Raw genomic sequence first — 14,876 nt, 5'->3', positions numbered from 1 at the left:
ATAGCGGTCTCCCTTATGAAGAAAAAGGACATTCAGATTTTACTGGTAGATGATGAACCCGATATTCTCGAAATTGTTGGGTATAACCTGTCATCTGAAGGATATAAGGTGATAACCGCGAAAAATGGGGTTGAAGCTATAAAGCTGGCTAAAGAGAAAAAGCCGCATTTGATCATTCTGGACGTAATGATGCCGGAAATGGATGGCATTGAAGCATGTGAACATATCCGGAAATTACCTGAGCTTGAACATACTATCATTACTTTTCTTACTGCCCGCGGAGAGGATTATTCCCAGATGGCAGGTTTTGAAGCCGGAGCCGATGATTATATCACCAAACCCATTAAACCAAAAGTGCTTGTGAGTAAAGTAAAGGCCCTTTTACGCAGATACAGAGAGGAGAGTCAAAATGCAGATGTTATCGATCTTGGTGGAGTTACCATAGATCGCGATGAGTACAAAATAACGCAGGACGGCAATGAGATGGCACTTCCCAGAAAAGAGTTTGAACTGCTATCTCTTTTAACCTCCCGCCCTGGAAAAGTTTTTACCCGGGAAGATATCCTGGATCAGGTTTGGGGAAACGATATTGTAGTTGGAGGTAGAACTATTGATGTGCATATTAGAAAGTTGCGGGAAAAAATTGGAGACGAGAAAATCAAAACCATTAAAGGGGTTGGGTATAAGTTCGTGGTTTAATGTCAAAAAAATTTAAACGATCATATAGATTTGCCCTTAGAACTGCGTTTTATATAAGTGTTTTTTTAAGCGGGCTCATGGCCCTTATTTTATATATTGATTTCTCTTCTGTACTCTGGGTGCTTATCTTCTTCGCAATACTCACCTATTTATTTTCTTTTCTAATTATCCAGTACAGGGTAGAGCGATTTATTTACCGAAGGATTAAAAAGGTATATGATAATGTAACTTTACTGGATTCCGCAACCCTGACTCCTAACCAGATCACTACAGATATGTCCAGCCTTACCCGGGAGGTGAAAAAGTTTGCCGAGAATAAGAAACTGGAGATAGAGACTTTAAAAGTGAGAGAGGCATATAGAAAGGAATTTCTTGGAAATGTTTCGCATGAACTTAAAACGCCCTTATTCACTGTTCAGGGCTATATACTTACGTTGCTTGACGGGGCGCATAAAGACAAGGCGATAAGGAAAAAATATCTCGCCCGTGCGAATAAAGGAGTGGAACGGCTTATTTATATTGTAAAAGATATGGATATGATCACCAGACTTGAAGTAGGGGATCTGCATTTAAACCTGGAGACTTTTGATGTTGTCGAACTTATTCAGGCCTCCTTTGACTTGTTGGAGATGAAGGCTGCAAGAAAGAATATCACCCTCACTTTTGACATGGATTATATTGAGCCGGTGTATGTGCGGGCAGATCGTGATCGTATTCAGCAGGTCCTAACCAATTTAATAGTGAATTCCATTAAATACGGGAAACACGGGGGGACTACAGAAATTAGTATAGAGAATCTTGTAAGGAATAAAATTATTGTAAGAGTAACCGATAATGGGGAAGGAATAGCAAAAGAGCATATTCCCCGTTTATTTGAAAGGTTTTTTAGAGTGGATAAAAGCGGTTCCCGTAAAGAGGGTGGGTCTGGTTTAGGTCTTTCTATTGTAAAGCACATTCTTGAAGCCCACGGCGAAAAGATATTTGTTGAAAGTGTTTTTGAAGTAGGAAGTGAATTCTCATTCACTCTTGAAAAACAGGAAAAGGTTTCTGAAGTCGTTGCTGAATCCTAAGTTCTGGAGTCCGGAGTAATTTTCGATTCTTTGTAATTGGGAAAGGCTGAAATCTTTCTGCTGGCAGAAGCCTGCAATTTTTTTATCCTGTGATCTTTGAGCGAGATAATTTTGTTCCTCCTGTCCCGGCGTCGGGATGAAGAAAGCTTTCTTTTCCAGTTTCGCCAGATCCATAAGCGTGGTATAGCCCGGGCGGGAAATGATGTATTCAGCTTCATTCATTACCTTTTCAAGAGCTTTTCCAAACAGATGGTTTTCAATTCTTAGGTTTTGATTAGAAACTGAAAGGTTAGCGCCATCAAATGTTCCTCTAACCATTATTACTTCGGAAGTAGTGTTCTTAAATTCCTTTAGCATTATTTTTTCCAGGATACTTCGTTGAGGTTCCGGCCCGCTTAATAGAATTAAATACTCATATTTTTTAAGAGATTCTGTTTTTTCGAGTCGGCTTAGAACACCAATATATTTGCAGTTTTCAGGAAGCTGTCGCGGGTGGCCCAGCTTTCCACTAAGATTGTCTTCTCCCTCCATATCCGGAATCCAGCATTGATCGAATTTTTTTAAATATCTCCGGTTTAAAAAGCTGCTCAAAAAAGTAAACCTCCCGCTTAAAACATTTATCTGATGCGTTATAAAAACATGCTTGTCCAGACTGTTGCTGCGCACACCAAACCGGTTGTCTGATATGATCCCCTGAATTTCATATTCCCTGACGATCGCTTCGGTTTGTATTTGTTCCGCTTTAATTACCTTTTGAATCCTGAAAGATTCTGCCAGAAGTTTCCACTTAAGCAATCGACTTTTTTTGGTATATCTGATTTTATAAGAAGGAAGTTTGAGATGAATCAAGTGAGGGAATTCCTTTTTCAGAAGTTTTAGTGCTTCACCATCAGAAGCGATAACAGGTTCAAATCCAGCGAACTCAAGCTCTTTAACAATGGGAATACAACGGGTGGCATGGCCAAGTCCCCAGTTGAGGGGAGCTACTAAAATACGCATCTTCGGTATATTACGAATGTATTCTTACCGGCACCTAACCGATTTTATTTAATTTTACCAAAATATTAAAATTAAGTGGGAAGCAAGAATAAACTTAAGCGGTTTAAAGAAAACGAACAGTTCGATAATGTGATACAGCCCTCAAGGGAAGAACTCACCGATAATTCTTTTAAGCTGAAAGGAAACTGGAGTAAAGACTTTTTTAAGAATGACAATCCAATAGTTCTGGAACTTGGTTGCGGAAAAGGCGAGTATACCGTTGAACTTGCCAGACAAAACCCGGACAAGAATTTTATAGGGATAGACATTAAAGGAGCAAGATTCTGGAGAGGTGCAAAAACTGCCCTTGAAGAAGGTTTGGATAATGTTGCATTTATCAGGACTCAAATTGAGCTAATCGAACATGTTTTTGAAACAAATGAGGTAAGCGAGATCTGGATCACTTTCCCCGATCCTCAGATCAAGTATAAGCGAACCAAACACCGATTAACCAACGCTGAGTTTTTGTTGAGATATAAGCAGGTCTTAAAAGATGGTGGACTTATGCACTTAAAAACAGATTCAGAATTTATGCATGGTTATACCTTAGGCCTGTTGCATGGGCAGGGTCAGGAAGTGTTGTATGCTCACCACGATATTTATAAAAATGAATATTCTCCAAAAGAAGTTACCGGAATTCAAACTTTCTACGAAAAACAGTATCTTGAAAAAGGTAAACCCATAACTTATATACAATTCACGATTAAATAAGGGGTATTGGAAGAAACAAAACTTTTCCTGATCACATATCTGGCAGCATTCATTGGCGTGGTTCCTCCCGGGCTGGTGAATATGACCGTGGCTAAAACCTGCGTTGAAAAGGGTAAAAGAAACGGTTTGTATGTTGCGATAGGGGCAGGGCTGGTTGTTTTAATTCAGGCGCTGATCGCTGTATTACTGGCCAGGTATATTTTTGAGAATCCGTATGTACGCAAAATGTTATTGCGCGCAGGTCTCGTGGTTTTTTGTATTCTGGCAGTATACTTCTTTATACAGGCCCGGCATAAAAAGGGAATAAAACATCATAAACAAAAAGCTAATGCCAATAGTGTTTTCAAAGGAATACTGGTAGCAAGTCTTAATGTTTTTCCGGTGCCATATTTTGTTGCCATAGCCGGAGCTATGGACCTAAGTGGAAACATAGAATACGATTGGTCTCTAAACACTTCATTTGCTTTAGCTGCCTGTCTGGGTAGTTTTAGCGCCTTATATCTGTATGTTGTTCTTTTTGATAAAATTGACAAGAAGGCAGAAACCTTTGCGAAATATTCTAATTACTTCATGGCTGCCTTAATGTTGATCCTTATTATAATTGCAATCATTCGAATCTCAAACGCATAAATGTGAAAAACGATTCCGGATTTTTTGAGAAGGTCTATGAAGTTTGCCGGCTTATTCCTGAAGGAAGGGTAACTTCCTATGGCGCTATCGCGAAATATCTGGGTTCAGCTAAAAGCGCGAGGATCGTGGGTTGGGCCATGAATTCTTCTCACGATCAGGATGTCCCTGCCCATCGGGTCGTAAACCGGAATGGTCTTCTAACCGGCAAGCATCATTTTTCCGGTACTAATGCCATGCAACTATTGCTGGAAGAGGAAGGTGTGAAAGTTCAGGATATGAAAGTTGTGAATTTTAAAGAATTATTCTGGGATCCCATGACAGAATTAGAGGGATTACAGGGAGTTTAAAAGCCTATAATTCCCGCTTATTCTCCTATAAATCTAATATTGCTAAATTCTTCGTATTCTTAGCTTTTCCAATTATATTTGCATTTAGAATCAGTCTATATAAGCTAAAGAATCTGATTAAAATCGGTCTATGAAATTGAACAGAAAAGAGATCTTACAAGCCCTGGAAACTATATCTGTAGCAGGCGAAGGGAATAATATGGTTGAAAGTGGGGCAGTGCAAAATGTCATGACTTTTGGCGACGAGGTGGTTGTTGACCTTGTATTAAGTACTCCCGCATTACATATCAAAAAAAGAGCTGAAGTGGATGTGATGAAAGTCATCCATGAAAAAGTTTACGATAAGGCTAAAGTCAAAGTAAACATCAAGGTTCAGGCGCCGGAAAAGAAACCTGAAATTAAAGGGAAAGCCATTCCGGGAATTAAAAATATTATAGCTGTTGCCTCCGGGAAAGGAGGAGTAGGGAAATCTACAGTTACTTCCAACCTTGCAGTGACCCTTTCAAAAATGGGCTTCAAGGTAGGAATCCTTGATGCCGATATTTACGGGCCATCTACTCCAATTATGTTTGATGTTGAGGCAGAAAGACCATTATCGGTAAACGTTGATGGAAAGTCTAAAATGAAGCCGGTAGAAAATTATGGAGTAAAGATCCTGTCTATTGGATTTTTCACCAAGCCGAATCAGGCAGTTGTGTGGAGAGGGCCTATGGCCGCCAAAGCTCTAAACCAGATGATCTTTGACGCAGCCTGGGGAGAGCTTGATTTTATGCTTATAGACCTTCCGCCGGGAACCGGAGATATTCACCTTTCCATCATGCAATCACTACCAATTACAGGATCTGTAATTGTAAGTACCCCGCAAAATGTTGCGCTTGCCGATGCGAAAAAAGGTGTGGCCATGTTCCAGCAGGAAAGTATCAATGTGCCTGTTTTGGGAATTATTGAGAATATGGCATATTTCACTCCGGAAGAATTGCCGGAAAATAAATATTACATCTTTGGAAAAGAAGGAGCGAGAAATCTTTCTGAAGACCTTCAGGTTCCATTCCTTGGAGAAATACCTTTGGTACAAAGTTTAAGAGAATCGGGAGATATTGGAAGACCGGCAGCTTTACAGACTGGAACTCCTTTGGAAACCGCATTTGAATATATTACCAGAAATATGGTACAGGAGACGGTGAACCGAAATAAAGATCTTCCTCCAACCGAAGCAATTAAAATCACCACTATGGCCGGTTGTAGTGCGGTTAATAAAAAATAGATGAATAGCGAAGAGGTAAGAATTAATGTTGAAAAGGCACTGGCAGAGATACGTCCCTTTCTGGAAAGCGATGGCGGAAATATCTCACTGGTTTCCATTGAAGACGATCGTTTGGTTAAAGTTCAGTTAGAAGGCGCATGCGTAGGCTGTTCTGTAAACCAGATGACCTTGAAGAGTGGTGTGGAAATGACGATCAAAAAATATGTGCCCCAAATAGAAAAAGTAGTGAACATCGATAGATAATGTTCTACTGCTAATTGAAATTAAAAGCATGATTAAAACCGATATACTTATTATTGGCGCGGGTCCCACAGGACTTTTCGCCGTTTTTGAGGCGGGATTATTAAAACTGAAATGTCACCTGATTGATGCATTGCCTCAACCTGGTGGTCAATGTTCAGAGATCTATCCTAAGAAACCTATTTACGATATTCCGGGTTTTCCCGAAGTTCTTGCAGGTGATCTGGTAGATAATCTAATGGAACAAATCAAACCTTTTGAACCCGGATTTACTTTGGGGGAGAGAGCAGAAACCATAGATAAACAGGAAGATAGCAGTTTTATAGTTACTACCAGCCATGGAACCAAACATCATGCTCCCGTAGTTGTGATCGCAGGTGGGCTGGGTAGTTTCGAGCCAAGAAAACCGCCAATTCCCTCTATTAAAGATTATGAGGATAAAGGGGTTGCTTATATTATAAGGGATCCTGAAGTTTACCGTGATAAAAAAGTTGTGATCGCCGGTGGTGGTGATTCTGCTTTAGACTGGAGTATTTTCCTTGCAGATGTCGCTTCAGAAGTATCACTGGTACATAGAAGAAAGGACTTCCGCGGAGCACTGGATTCTGTAGAAAAAGTAGAAGAATTATCCAAGATAGGGAAGATCAAACTTATAACAGATGCAGAGGTGGTTGACCTTAAAGGTGAAGGCCAGCTTGATTCTGTAGTTATAAGGCATAAAGATGAGGTAAGAGGCGAGGAAGTTAAATCTACAGATTACTTTATTCCGCTTTTTGGATTGTCGCCAAAATTAGGGGCTATTGCTAACTGGGGTCTTGAGATCGAAAAGAATGCGATCAAAGTTGATAATTCTTACGATTATCAAACCAACATTCCGGGTATTTATGCCATTGGAGATGTGAATACTTATAAGGGGAAACTAAAGCTTATTCTTTGTGGTTTCCATGAAGCTGCGATCATGTGCCAGAGCGCTTATCAAAGGATCAATCCAGATAAGAAATATGTGATGAAATATACTACTGTTAGTGGAGTGAATGGTTTTGATGGGAGCAAGAAAGAAGCTAAGCGCGAGGTTGTAAAAAGTATCAATTAGAAATTAATTTTTTAAATGTCTGACGTTAAAATAACCATTATAGACCGCGAAGGGGAAGCGCACACTGTAGATGCTCCAACAGATATGAATATGAATCTTATGGAGGTGATCCGTTCATATGAGCTCGCTGCCGAAGGGACTATTGGAATTTGCGGAGGAATGGCAATGTGTGCATCCTGTCAGTGTTATATTCTTAATTTTGAACATATGCTTCCGGAAAAAAGCTATGAGGAAGAGGATATGCTGGATCAGGCATTTTTTGTAGAAGATAATAGCAGGCTTAGTTGCCAGATCCCTATTACCGAAGGTCTGGATGGCCTGGAGGTGAGAATTGCCCCTGCTTCAGAATAATAGATTTCCTGGTTTTTAAAGAAATTACAGATGAAAAAAACCAATAGAGATATTGGTTTTTTTCATTTAAGGAATGGACTGAAGTCTTTAGTAATTGATTGATTTATACCTCTGCCGGCTCAGCGAATTCTGATATTTCGGCTTCGATCCCATTCCACAGTTCAATTCGGCTTTTCAGAGATTCCTTCGCGGTTCTTTTAACTTCTTCCCACTTCTTTTTATCTGTTCCGCATAACTGTTCCACCATTTTGAAAGCCATGGGTCCATGTTCATCTTCATCGAGTTCAATGTGACGGTCAAAATAGTATTTAAACTGCCTTAGATCCTCTTTAGGGAAGTTATGCTGTACTTTCTCAATGATGGAGGAGAACATTGCCGGGATGAGTCCTTCGCGTCCAAAAGTGAATGCTGAAGCAATCTTGTGGGTCGAATTGCTGTAAACAACTTCAAAAGTATGTTTCAGAAATTGTTTAATGCTTACTGGAAGTTTGCTGGTGGCTATTATCAGGAAAATGTCGGTGCCATGAGTAACCTGCATTAAAAAGTCTTCAATTTTTTCTTTACTCGCACCTGCAGCGGTCATGGCGTCAAGGTACATCTCGAAATGACTTTGCCGGTTCCCTTTCATGTCTATATCTGTTTCTTCAGCAAGAACGATCTCATTGATCAAATACCTTGTTTCCGGATCTCCAATAGGTAACCATGGATTAGTTGTTTTAGTCAACTTTTCCTGTAAAGCGGTCAAAAGAGACATAAAATCCCAGACAGCGAAAACATGGTGTTCCATAAAAATCTGTAGCTGTCTTGGGGTGTTAATTTTTGAGTATAGTGGGTGATTTAATAATTGGGTGGTTAGAGGTTTTAAGCTCTCATTTATCTCATTGATCATACGGCCTTCATGTTTTTCACAAAGTTAATTTCTGTATTATAATTTTAAAAACCATTCGGTCTTTTTATAAGTTGTTTAACTCAGAAAATCAGTGATTTCCTTTAAATTATAATTATGATTCTGAAGGCAGCCGCTGGTGTTTTTGTACTGATATTCTATTCAAATAAGTCTAAAGATTATTTGAGAATTGAAGGAGTGGTTGCGAAAAAACCGAAACCTTTAAAAAGTGTATGTTGTGAGAAATATAAAAAGGGCAAACGTTGTAAACGCTGCCCTTGTTTTGATTTACTATAGAAAAATATCATGCTGAATTTGTTCAGGATGACGCTTATTTAAAATGCGGCGTGCCCGGTGATATCCAAACCTGTAATAAGCAGGTGAATGTCATGAGTACCTTCATAAGTGATCACACTCTCAAGGTTCATCATATGGCGCATGATGCTGTATTCTCCGGTAATTCCCATTCCACCTAAAACCTGTCTTGCTTCACGGGCAATTTTAATGGCCATTTCCACATTGTTTCTTTTCGCCATGGAAATCTGTGCAGAAGTTGCTTTTCCTTCATTTCTTAAGGTTCCAAGTCTCCACGCCATTAACTGGGCTTTGGTGATCTCTGTTACCATCTCTGCCAGTTTCTTTTGCTGAAGTTGTTTAGCGGCAATTGGTACTCCAAATTGCTCTCTTTCCTTGGCGTATCTAAGCGCGGTATCGTAGCAATCCATCGCTGCTCCAATTGCTCCCCAGGCGATCCCGTATCTGGCGGAATCCAGACAACCAAGTGGAGCTCCTAATCCCGATTTACCCGGCATCAGGTTTTCTTTGGGAACATTTACATTATCAAAAATTAGTTCTCCGGTGGCACTGGCTCTAAGGGACCATTTGTTATGAGTTTCAGGCGTGGTGAATCCTTCCATTCCACGTTCCACGATCAAACCATGGATACGTCCTTCTTCATTCTTTGCCCAAACTATGGCAATATCTGCAAAAGGCGAATTGGAGATCCACATTTTTGCACCGTTAAGTAAATAGTGATCACCTTTATCTTTAAAATTGGTGGTCATTCCTCCCGGATTTGAACCATGGTCCGGTTCAGTTAATCCGAAACATCCAATCATTTCTCCTGAAGCGAGTTTAGGAAGAAACTTCTTTTTCTGTTCTTCGGTTCCGTATTTGAAGATTGGATACATTACCAGTGAAGATTGTACAGAAGCGGTGGATCTAATTCCACTATCACCTCTTTCAATTTCCTGCATGATGAGTCCGTAGGAGATCTGATCCAAACCTGCTCCACCATACTCTTCAGGAATATAAGGACCAAAAGCACCAATATCTGCCAAACCTTTGATTAGTTGATCTGGAAATTTGGCGTCCTGTGCAGCCTGTTCAATTATGGGGGATACCTCACGTTTCACAAATTCGCGTGTGGCATCGCGTACCATTTTATGTTCATCGGTTAAGAGCTCGTCAAGATTGTAATAATCAAGAGCCTGAAAAAGATCTGGTTTCATTTTTGTTTAGTTGTTTCCAACAAATGTAACCAAGTCTTTTATTTGAAACAATTATAATTTCAGGTAGAAATGAGATACCAGTTTTTTAAAATCTTCGGTATAATTATGTCTGGAAATTTCCAGAATAAGTTCATCGATAATAGCTTCTTTTTTCTCAAAACCAAAACTTATCAAACTGCGTTTTACCGGAGAACCTTCAGTGCCTTTTACCCGGGTTATCTTAAGTGGAAATAATTTATGTGAATCTGCGATTTCCAGGGCATTCTTTTCTTCCGTAAAAGGGATCACAAGATCAAAATGACCATTTTGGGAAAGCAGGAGGGAAGCTCCTACTATCAATTCGGTTAAAGGAAGCGCATCTGCAAACCTGGCCTGATCGCGGTTATCATCACCGGTTTTGTAATCTTCAGTATAAAATGGCGGATTTGATATGATGAGGTCATATTTTTCTTCATCCTGCATTTCTTCTACAAACTCATCAAAGCCTGCGTGGTAACAAAAAAGCCTGTCTCCCCAATCACTTTGCTCAAAATTGTCTACAGCCTGTTCATAGGCGTTTTCTTCAATTTCCAGGGCATCTATTAGGCCGGCTTCAGATCTTTGAGCTAGCATGAGGGCAATTAATCCGGTGCCTGTTCCTATATCAAGAATGCTTTCAGGTTGATGTTCCAGTGAGGACCATGCTCCCAGTAAAACTCCGTCTGTACCAATTTTCATGGCGCAACGGTCCTGTTGAATAGTGAATTGTTTGAATTTGAAAGGTTGTTGAGACATATTGTAAAAGTAAAAAATGATTTTATGCTATCTCGACCAAAGGGAGATATCATTAGCGTATTCAGAATAATTTTGAGATTTCTCAGTCGTTACACTCCTTCGAAATGCCATTGTTTTTCTCACTAGTCATCTCGACCAAAGGAGAGATCTCTAACCACTTCAGAATAATATTAAGATTTCTCAGTCACTACGCTCCTTCGAAATGACGTTGTTTTTCTCATTAGTCATCTCGACCAAAGGGAGAGATCTCTAACGACTTCAGAATAATTTTTGAGATTTTTCAGTCGCTACGCTCCTTCGAAATGACTTCGCCGTTATCCTTAAAATAGCTATATAAAAAAAGAGGTTTTAAATGAATAAAACCTCTTTAGTTAATTTATATAAAGGAGCTTATCCTAAAGCAACTCTTTCAAATCCTACAACTTCAAGTTCGCTGTCTACAGATTTAACGTACTCAGCAACGCTTTGTTTGTTGTCTTTGATATAAGCCTGGTGTACCAAAGTGTTGTCTTTGAAGAAACGCTGAAGTTTACCCTGAGCGATCTTGTCAAGCATGTTTTCTGGCTTACCTTCCTGTCTTAAAGTATCTTTAGCAATTTCGATTTCTTTATCGATAGTAGCCTGGTCAACACCTTCTTCATTAAGGGCAACCGGGTTCATTGCTGCAGCCTGCATAGAAACGTTCTTTGCAGCTTCTTCAGCACCTACTACATTCTTAGAAAGACCTGTAAGAACAGCGATTTTGTTACCAGCGTGGATGTAAGAACCTACGAATGGAGCTTCCAAAGTTTTGAATGCACCAATCTCGATCTTCTCACCAATAACTCCGGTTTGCTCAGTAAGTTTGTCTTCTACAGAGATACCTTTGTAATCAGCTTTAAGGAATTCTTTTTTAGAAGAATAGTTAAGAGCCATTTCAGCGAAATCGTTAGCCAATTTGATGAAATCATCGTTTTTTGCAACGAAATCAGTCTCACAGTTAAGAGAGATGATCACACCTTTAGAATTGTCAGCGTTTACGTTGGCAATAGCAGCTCCTTCAGAAGAATCTCTGTCGGCTCTCTTTGCAGCAACTTTCTGACCTTTCTTACGTAGTAATTCAATTGCAGCATCGAAGTCACCTTCAGCTTCAACTAAAGCTTTCTTGCAGTCCATCATTCCTGCACCGGTAGCTTTTCTTAATTTATTTACTTCAGCGGCGGTTATCTTGGCCATAATATTGTTTTTTTATTGAAAAAAGTCGTTTAGAAACTCACTGTAAAGAAAGAAACTAAACGACTTTTAGGTTTTATGAAAACGTTATTTTATTCTTCTTCGTTAGACGATTTTGCTTTCTCTAAAGTTTCAGTTTTAGATTCAAGCTTAACATCTTTCTTAGCTTCTTTCATTGCCTTTTTGTCTTCGGCGTCGTTAGAAGGAACTTCAGCATTCTCCTTTTTTGCTTTAGGAGCTTTATCTTCAAAACCTTCTTCTTTTGAAGCCTTGTCTTCTTTCTTCTTAGATGGCTTATCTGATTTTCTTTCAGAAAGACCTTCTACGATAGCGTCAGCAACATAAGAAACAACTTTGCTAATAGATTTAGAAGCATCGTCGTTAGATGGGATTAGATAATCAACCTCACGTGGATCGGAGTTTGTATCTACCATCGCAAAAATTGGAATGTTTAGTTTTTGTGCTTCTTTGATCGCAATGTGCTCACGTGTAGTATCTACAACGAAAAGCGCAGCTGGAAGTCTTGACATGTCTGAGATAGAACCTAAGTTTTTTTCAAGCTTAGCTCTAAGACGGTCAACCTGAAGACGCTCTTTTTTAGAAAGAGAGTTAAAAGTTCCATCTTTCTTCATTCTATCGATAGAAGCCATTTTCTTAACAGCTTTACGAATAGTAACGAAGTTTGTAAGCATACCACCAGGCCAACGCTCAGTGATATAAGGCATGTTAGCCTTTTCAGCCTGCTCAGCAACGATCTCTTTCGCTTGTTTCTTAGTAGCTACGAAAAGGATCTTTCTTCCGCTTGCTGCGATCTTTGCAAGAGCTTCACCAGCTTCCTGCATTTTAGCAGCACTTTTATATAAGTTGATGATGTGGATACCGTTACGCTCCATATAGATATATGGGGCCATGTTAGGGTTCCAACGTCTGGTTAAGTGTCCAAAATGAACACCAGCATCAAGTAATTCTTTTACTTCTACTTTGTTTGCCATTTTTGTAATAGTTTACGTTCTGTTGAGATAGCAACAATCAGGTGGCTACTTGTATAGTACGGCCCTGACCGTTTAGATGCTAAACTAACTTCTGCCCGGCATGAACAGAATAACAACAAAAAATTAATTTTTTTATGAACTCCCCGGAAATCAATCCGGTAATAAGATTAACGTTTAGAGAACTGGAATTTCTTACGGGCTTTCTTCTGACCGAATTTCTTACGTTCTACCATACGAGGATCTCTAGTAAGAAGACCTTCTGGCTTAAGTGCGCCATGATTTTCCTGGTCTAGCGCTACCATAGCTCTGGATAATGCTAAACGGATTGCTTCAGCCTGTCCGGTAATACCACCACCATATACGTTAACTTTAATGTCGAAGTTACCTTCGTTTTCAGTCAACATTAACGGCTGGTTCACTTTGTATTGAAGTGTTCCGGTAGTGAAGTAATCATTAAGGTCTTTCTTGTTTACTGTAATGTTTCCTTCTCCTTGTGAAACATATACACGGGCCACAGCAGTTTTTCTACGGCCAATTTTGTGAATTACCTCCATTACTTAACGTCGTTTAAGTTAATAGTTTTAGGTTTTTGAGCTTCGTGATCGTGTTCAGATCCTACATAAACCTTTAAATTTCTGAATAGTTCAGCTCCAAGTTTGTTCTTTGGAAGCATCCCTTTTACTGCCTTTTCTACTAGTCTCTCCGGACCTTTTTCGAAAAGCTCAGCAGCTGTAAGACTTCTTTGCCCACCAGGATAGCCTGTGTGACGGATGTATTCTTTCGCGTCCCATTTCTTTCCTGTCAAGTTGATACCCTGCGCGTTTAAAACGATTACGTTGTCTCCGCAGTCAACATGTGGGGTGAAGTTAGGTTTGTGCTTTCCTCTAAGCAGGTATGCTACTTTAGAAGCAAGACGACCTAAATTTTGTCCTTCAGCATCTACCACAACCCATTCTTTGGTTCTGGTGGCTTTGTTAGCCGATACTGTTTTGTAACTTAATGTGTCCACACCAATTGATTTTACTAATTATTAAACATTCCAATCCCATTTACCCGAATCTCAATCGGGAAAACAGGGGTGCAAATGTACAATTATAAATTCATATAGCAAACAGGGCTGAGAAAATTTAATTTGCTTTAAACCTGTTGATTCTCAGGAAGATTAATTCTCCTTTTTCTAAAACAGCATAATAAGATGATTCTTTACTTATTATTCCTACTAAAGTGGCGATGTATACTCATTTCCACTTAGATGAAATACGTTAAAGTTCGATTAACGACAAAATATGTGTTAATAAAGTCATAAATTTATTTGCTTTCATGGTAGTTTTGTCCGGTAAATAAATTTATATACAGATGAATAACGTGTTTAAAATTAAATATTTAAGTCTGCTGCTGCTTATTTCTTTTATTGGATGTAGTAAGAATGAAGCTCAGGAAGAGGCACAACTTAAAATGAGCAATCTTACGGCCATCACAAATAATGATATGGTAGGGCACTGGGAGCTTAGTAAAATAACTTCTGATGTTGAAGTGGATCTGGATTCTAATCCCGGTGGAAGTACAAACTTAATGGACGAAACAGATTGTTTCAATAATATGTACATAACATTTGATTCCAATGGTTCATTTATTACCAACAACGCAACCATGAGTTTTGAAGCTGGCGATGGAGACGACTTTCAATGTATTGCAGACAGAATGGATAATGGGCAGTGGGAAGTAAGAAATGATAGTCTTATCCTGACTATGAATTTAAACGGACAGGAATATATACATCAAAAATATATTAATAAAGGTCCCGATTATTTTAGTCTGGATATAACAAAAATGGAATCTAATCAATATGTATCAGATCCAGGGAATACAAGAGCTTCAGTAATAAGAATTTTAGAACTGGAGTATACGAGATCCTAGATTTTACTAATAAAATAGTTTGTAGTGTTAGTTGTATAAGACCTCATAGTTGAAGAGCTATGAGGTCTTTTTTTTGTTATAAAAATGCTAAAGTAATTTGAAAGTGTCACATCCGGGAATCATCAGGGTCTATTAAAATAG

Annotated in this window: 18 protein-coding genes; 10 read left to right on the top strand and 8 right to left on the bottom strand. The window is 39.1% G+C overall.

Translation table 11 applies throughout. From position 1 onward, the window contains the following. Positions 1-15 precede the first annotated feature (15 nt). Both ACNKXV_RS10545 and ACNKXV_RS10540 read left to right on the top strand, forming a co-directional pair. On the top strand, positions 16-699 hold the full coding sequence (locus tag ACNKXV_RS10545) for a response regulator transcription factor (protein ID WP_417907754.1): 684 nt from the start codon (positions 16-18) through the stop codon (positions 697-699). After that, complete coding sequence (locus tag ACNKXV_RS10540; protein WP_417907690.1) at positions 699-1,769, top strand: sensor histidine kinase; 1,071 nt, start codon at positions 699-701, stop codon at positions 1,767-1,769. The genes ACNKXV_RS10545 and ACNKXV_RS10540 overlap by 1 nt, the downstream gene beginning before the upstream one ends. Here ACNKXV_RS10540 and ACNKXV_RS10535 read toward each other — a convergent pair. Beyond that, entirely contained in the window at positions 1,716-2,768 is a 1,053-nt protein-coding gene (locus ACNKXV_RS10535; protein ID WP_417907689.1) for a glycosyltransferase, read from the bottom strand. The genes ACNKXV_RS10540 and ACNKXV_RS10535 overlap by 54 nt on opposite strands. 75 nt (positions 2,769-2,843) lie before the next feature. Here ACNKXV_RS10535 and trmB point away from each other — a divergent pair, with 75 nt between their 5' ends. The 7 genes from trmB to ACNKXV_RS10500 all read left to right on the top strand — a co-directional run bounded on the left by trmB (position 2,844) and on the right by ACNKXV_RS10500 (position 7,443). Beyond that, a complete protein-coding gene (gene trmB / locus ACNKXV_RS10530; protein WP_417907688.1) occupies positions 2,844-3,518 on the top strand; it encodes a tRNA (guanosine(46)-N7)-methyltransferase TrmB in 675 nt (224 codons plus the stop codon). A 6-nt stretch (positions 3,519-3,524) separates the two neighbouring features. Next, positions 3,525-4,148 (top strand): LysE family translocator, encoded by a 624-nt coding sequence (locus ACNKXV_RS10525; RefSeq protein ID WP_417907687.1) that lies wholly within the window; start codon positions 3,525-3,527, stop codon positions 4,146-4,148. Between the two features lie 2 nt (positions 4,149-4,150). Next, entirely contained in the window at positions 4,151-4,495 is a 345-nt protein-coding gene (locus tag ACNKXV_RS10520; RefSeq protein ID WP_417907686.1) for an MGMT family protein, read from the top strand. Positions 4,496-4,625: 130 nt separating this feature from the next. Then, positions 4,626-5,759 (top strand): Mrp/NBP35 family ATP-binding protein, encoded by a 1,134-nt coding sequence (locus ACNKXV_RS10515; protein WP_417907685.1) that lies wholly within the window; start codon positions 4,626-4,628, stop codon positions 5,757-5,759. Next, positions 5,760-6,002: a NifU family protein gene (locus tag ACNKXV_RS10510; RefSeq protein ID WP_417907684.1), complete on the top strand. Its 243-nt coding sequence runs from the start codon at positions 5,760-5,762 to the stop codon at positions 6,000-6,002. Between the two features lie 28 nt (positions 6,003-6,030). Then, a complete protein-coding gene (locus ACNKXV_RS10505; RefSeq protein WP_417907683.1) occupies positions 6,031-7,092 on the top strand; it encodes an NAD(P)/FAD-dependent oxidoreductase in 1,062 nt (353 codons plus the stop codon). Between the two features lie 15 nt (positions 7,093-7,107). Beyond that, positions 7,108-7,443, top strand: a complete 336-nt coding sequence (locus tag ACNKXV_RS10500) for a 2Fe-2S iron-sulfur cluster-binding protein (protein ID WP_417907682.1) — start codon at positions 7,108-7,110, stop codon at positions 7,441-7,443. Between the two features lie 103 nt (positions 7,444-7,546). Here ACNKXV_RS10500 and ACNKXV_RS10495 read toward each other — a convergent pair whose 3' ends face one another. The 7 genes from ACNKXV_RS10495 to rplM all read right to left on the bottom strand — a co-directional run bounded on the left by ACNKXV_RS10495 (position 7,547) and on the right by rplM (position 13,827). Then, positions 7,547-8,332, bottom strand: a complete 786-nt coding sequence (locus tag ACNKXV_RS10495; RefSeq protein WP_417907681.1) for a DUF3050 domain-containing protein — start codon at positions 8,330-8,332, stop codon at positions 7,547-7,549. Positions 8,333-8,664: 332 nt separating this feature from the next. Continuing rightward, positions 8,665-9,840 carry an acyl-CoA dehydrogenase family protein gene (locus ACNKXV_RS10490; protein ID WP_417907680.1) on the bottom strand — a complete coding sequence of 392 codons (1,176 nt, stop codon included), beginning with the start codon at positions 9,838-9,840 and terminating at the stop codon, positions 8,665-8,667. Between the two features lie 51 nt (positions 9,841-9,891). Then, positions 9,892-10,614 carry a tRNA1(Val) (adenine(37)-N6)-methyltransferase gene (locus ACNKXV_RS10485; RefSeq protein ID WP_417907679.1) on the bottom strand — a complete coding sequence of 241 codons (723 nt, stop codon included), beginning with the start codon at positions 10,612-10,614 and terminating at the stop codon, positions 9,892-9,894. 390 nt (positions 10,615-11,004) lie between these two features. Next, positions 11,005-11,829 (bottom strand): translation elongation factor Ts, encoded by an 825-nt coding sequence (tsf, locus tag ACNKXV_RS10480; protein WP_417907678.1) that lies wholly within the window; start codon positions 11,827-11,829, stop codon positions 11,005-11,007. An 89-nt stretch (positions 11,830-11,918) separates the two neighbouring features. Next, complete coding sequence (gene rpsB / locus ACNKXV_RS10475; protein WP_417907677.1) at positions 11,919-12,818, bottom strand: 30S ribosomal protein S2; 900 nt, start codon at positions 12,816-12,818, stop codon at positions 11,919-11,921. A 167-nt stretch (positions 12,819-12,985) separates the two neighbouring features. Beyond that, the gene (gene rpsI, locus ACNKXV_RS10470; protein ID WP_417907676.1) at positions 12,986-13,372 is read right to left on the bottom strand and encodes a 30S ribosomal protein S9; all 387 of its coding nucleotides are present in this window, start codon (positions 13,370-13,372) and stop codon (positions 12,986-12,988) included. Continuing rightward, on the bottom strand, positions 13,372-13,827 hold the full coding sequence (gene rplM / locus ACNKXV_RS10465) for a 50S ribosomal protein L13 (protein WP_417907675.1): 456 nt from the start codon (positions 13,825-13,827) through the stop codon (positions 13,372-13,374). The genes rpsI and rplM overlap by 1 nt, the downstream gene beginning before the upstream one ends. A 347-nt stretch (positions 13,828-14,174) precedes the next feature. On the opposite strand from rplM, the gene ACNKXV_RS10460 reads away from it, so the two are divergent. Beyond that, positions 14,175-14,735, top strand: coding sequence for a DUF5004 domain-containing protein (locus tag ACNKXV_RS10460; protein WP_417907674.1), 561 nt, complete (start codon positions 14,175-14,177; stop codon positions 14,733-14,735). Positions 14,736-14,876: the final 141 nt, after the last annotated feature.

The sequence above is a fragment of the Christiangramia aquimixticola genome (assembly GCF_048285835.1).
Lineage (GTDB): Bacteria > Bacteroidota > Bacteroidia > Flavobacteriales > Flavobacteriaceae > Christiangramia > Christiangramia aquimixticola.
This window is presented reverse-complemented; position numbering and strand designations above follow the sequence as displayed.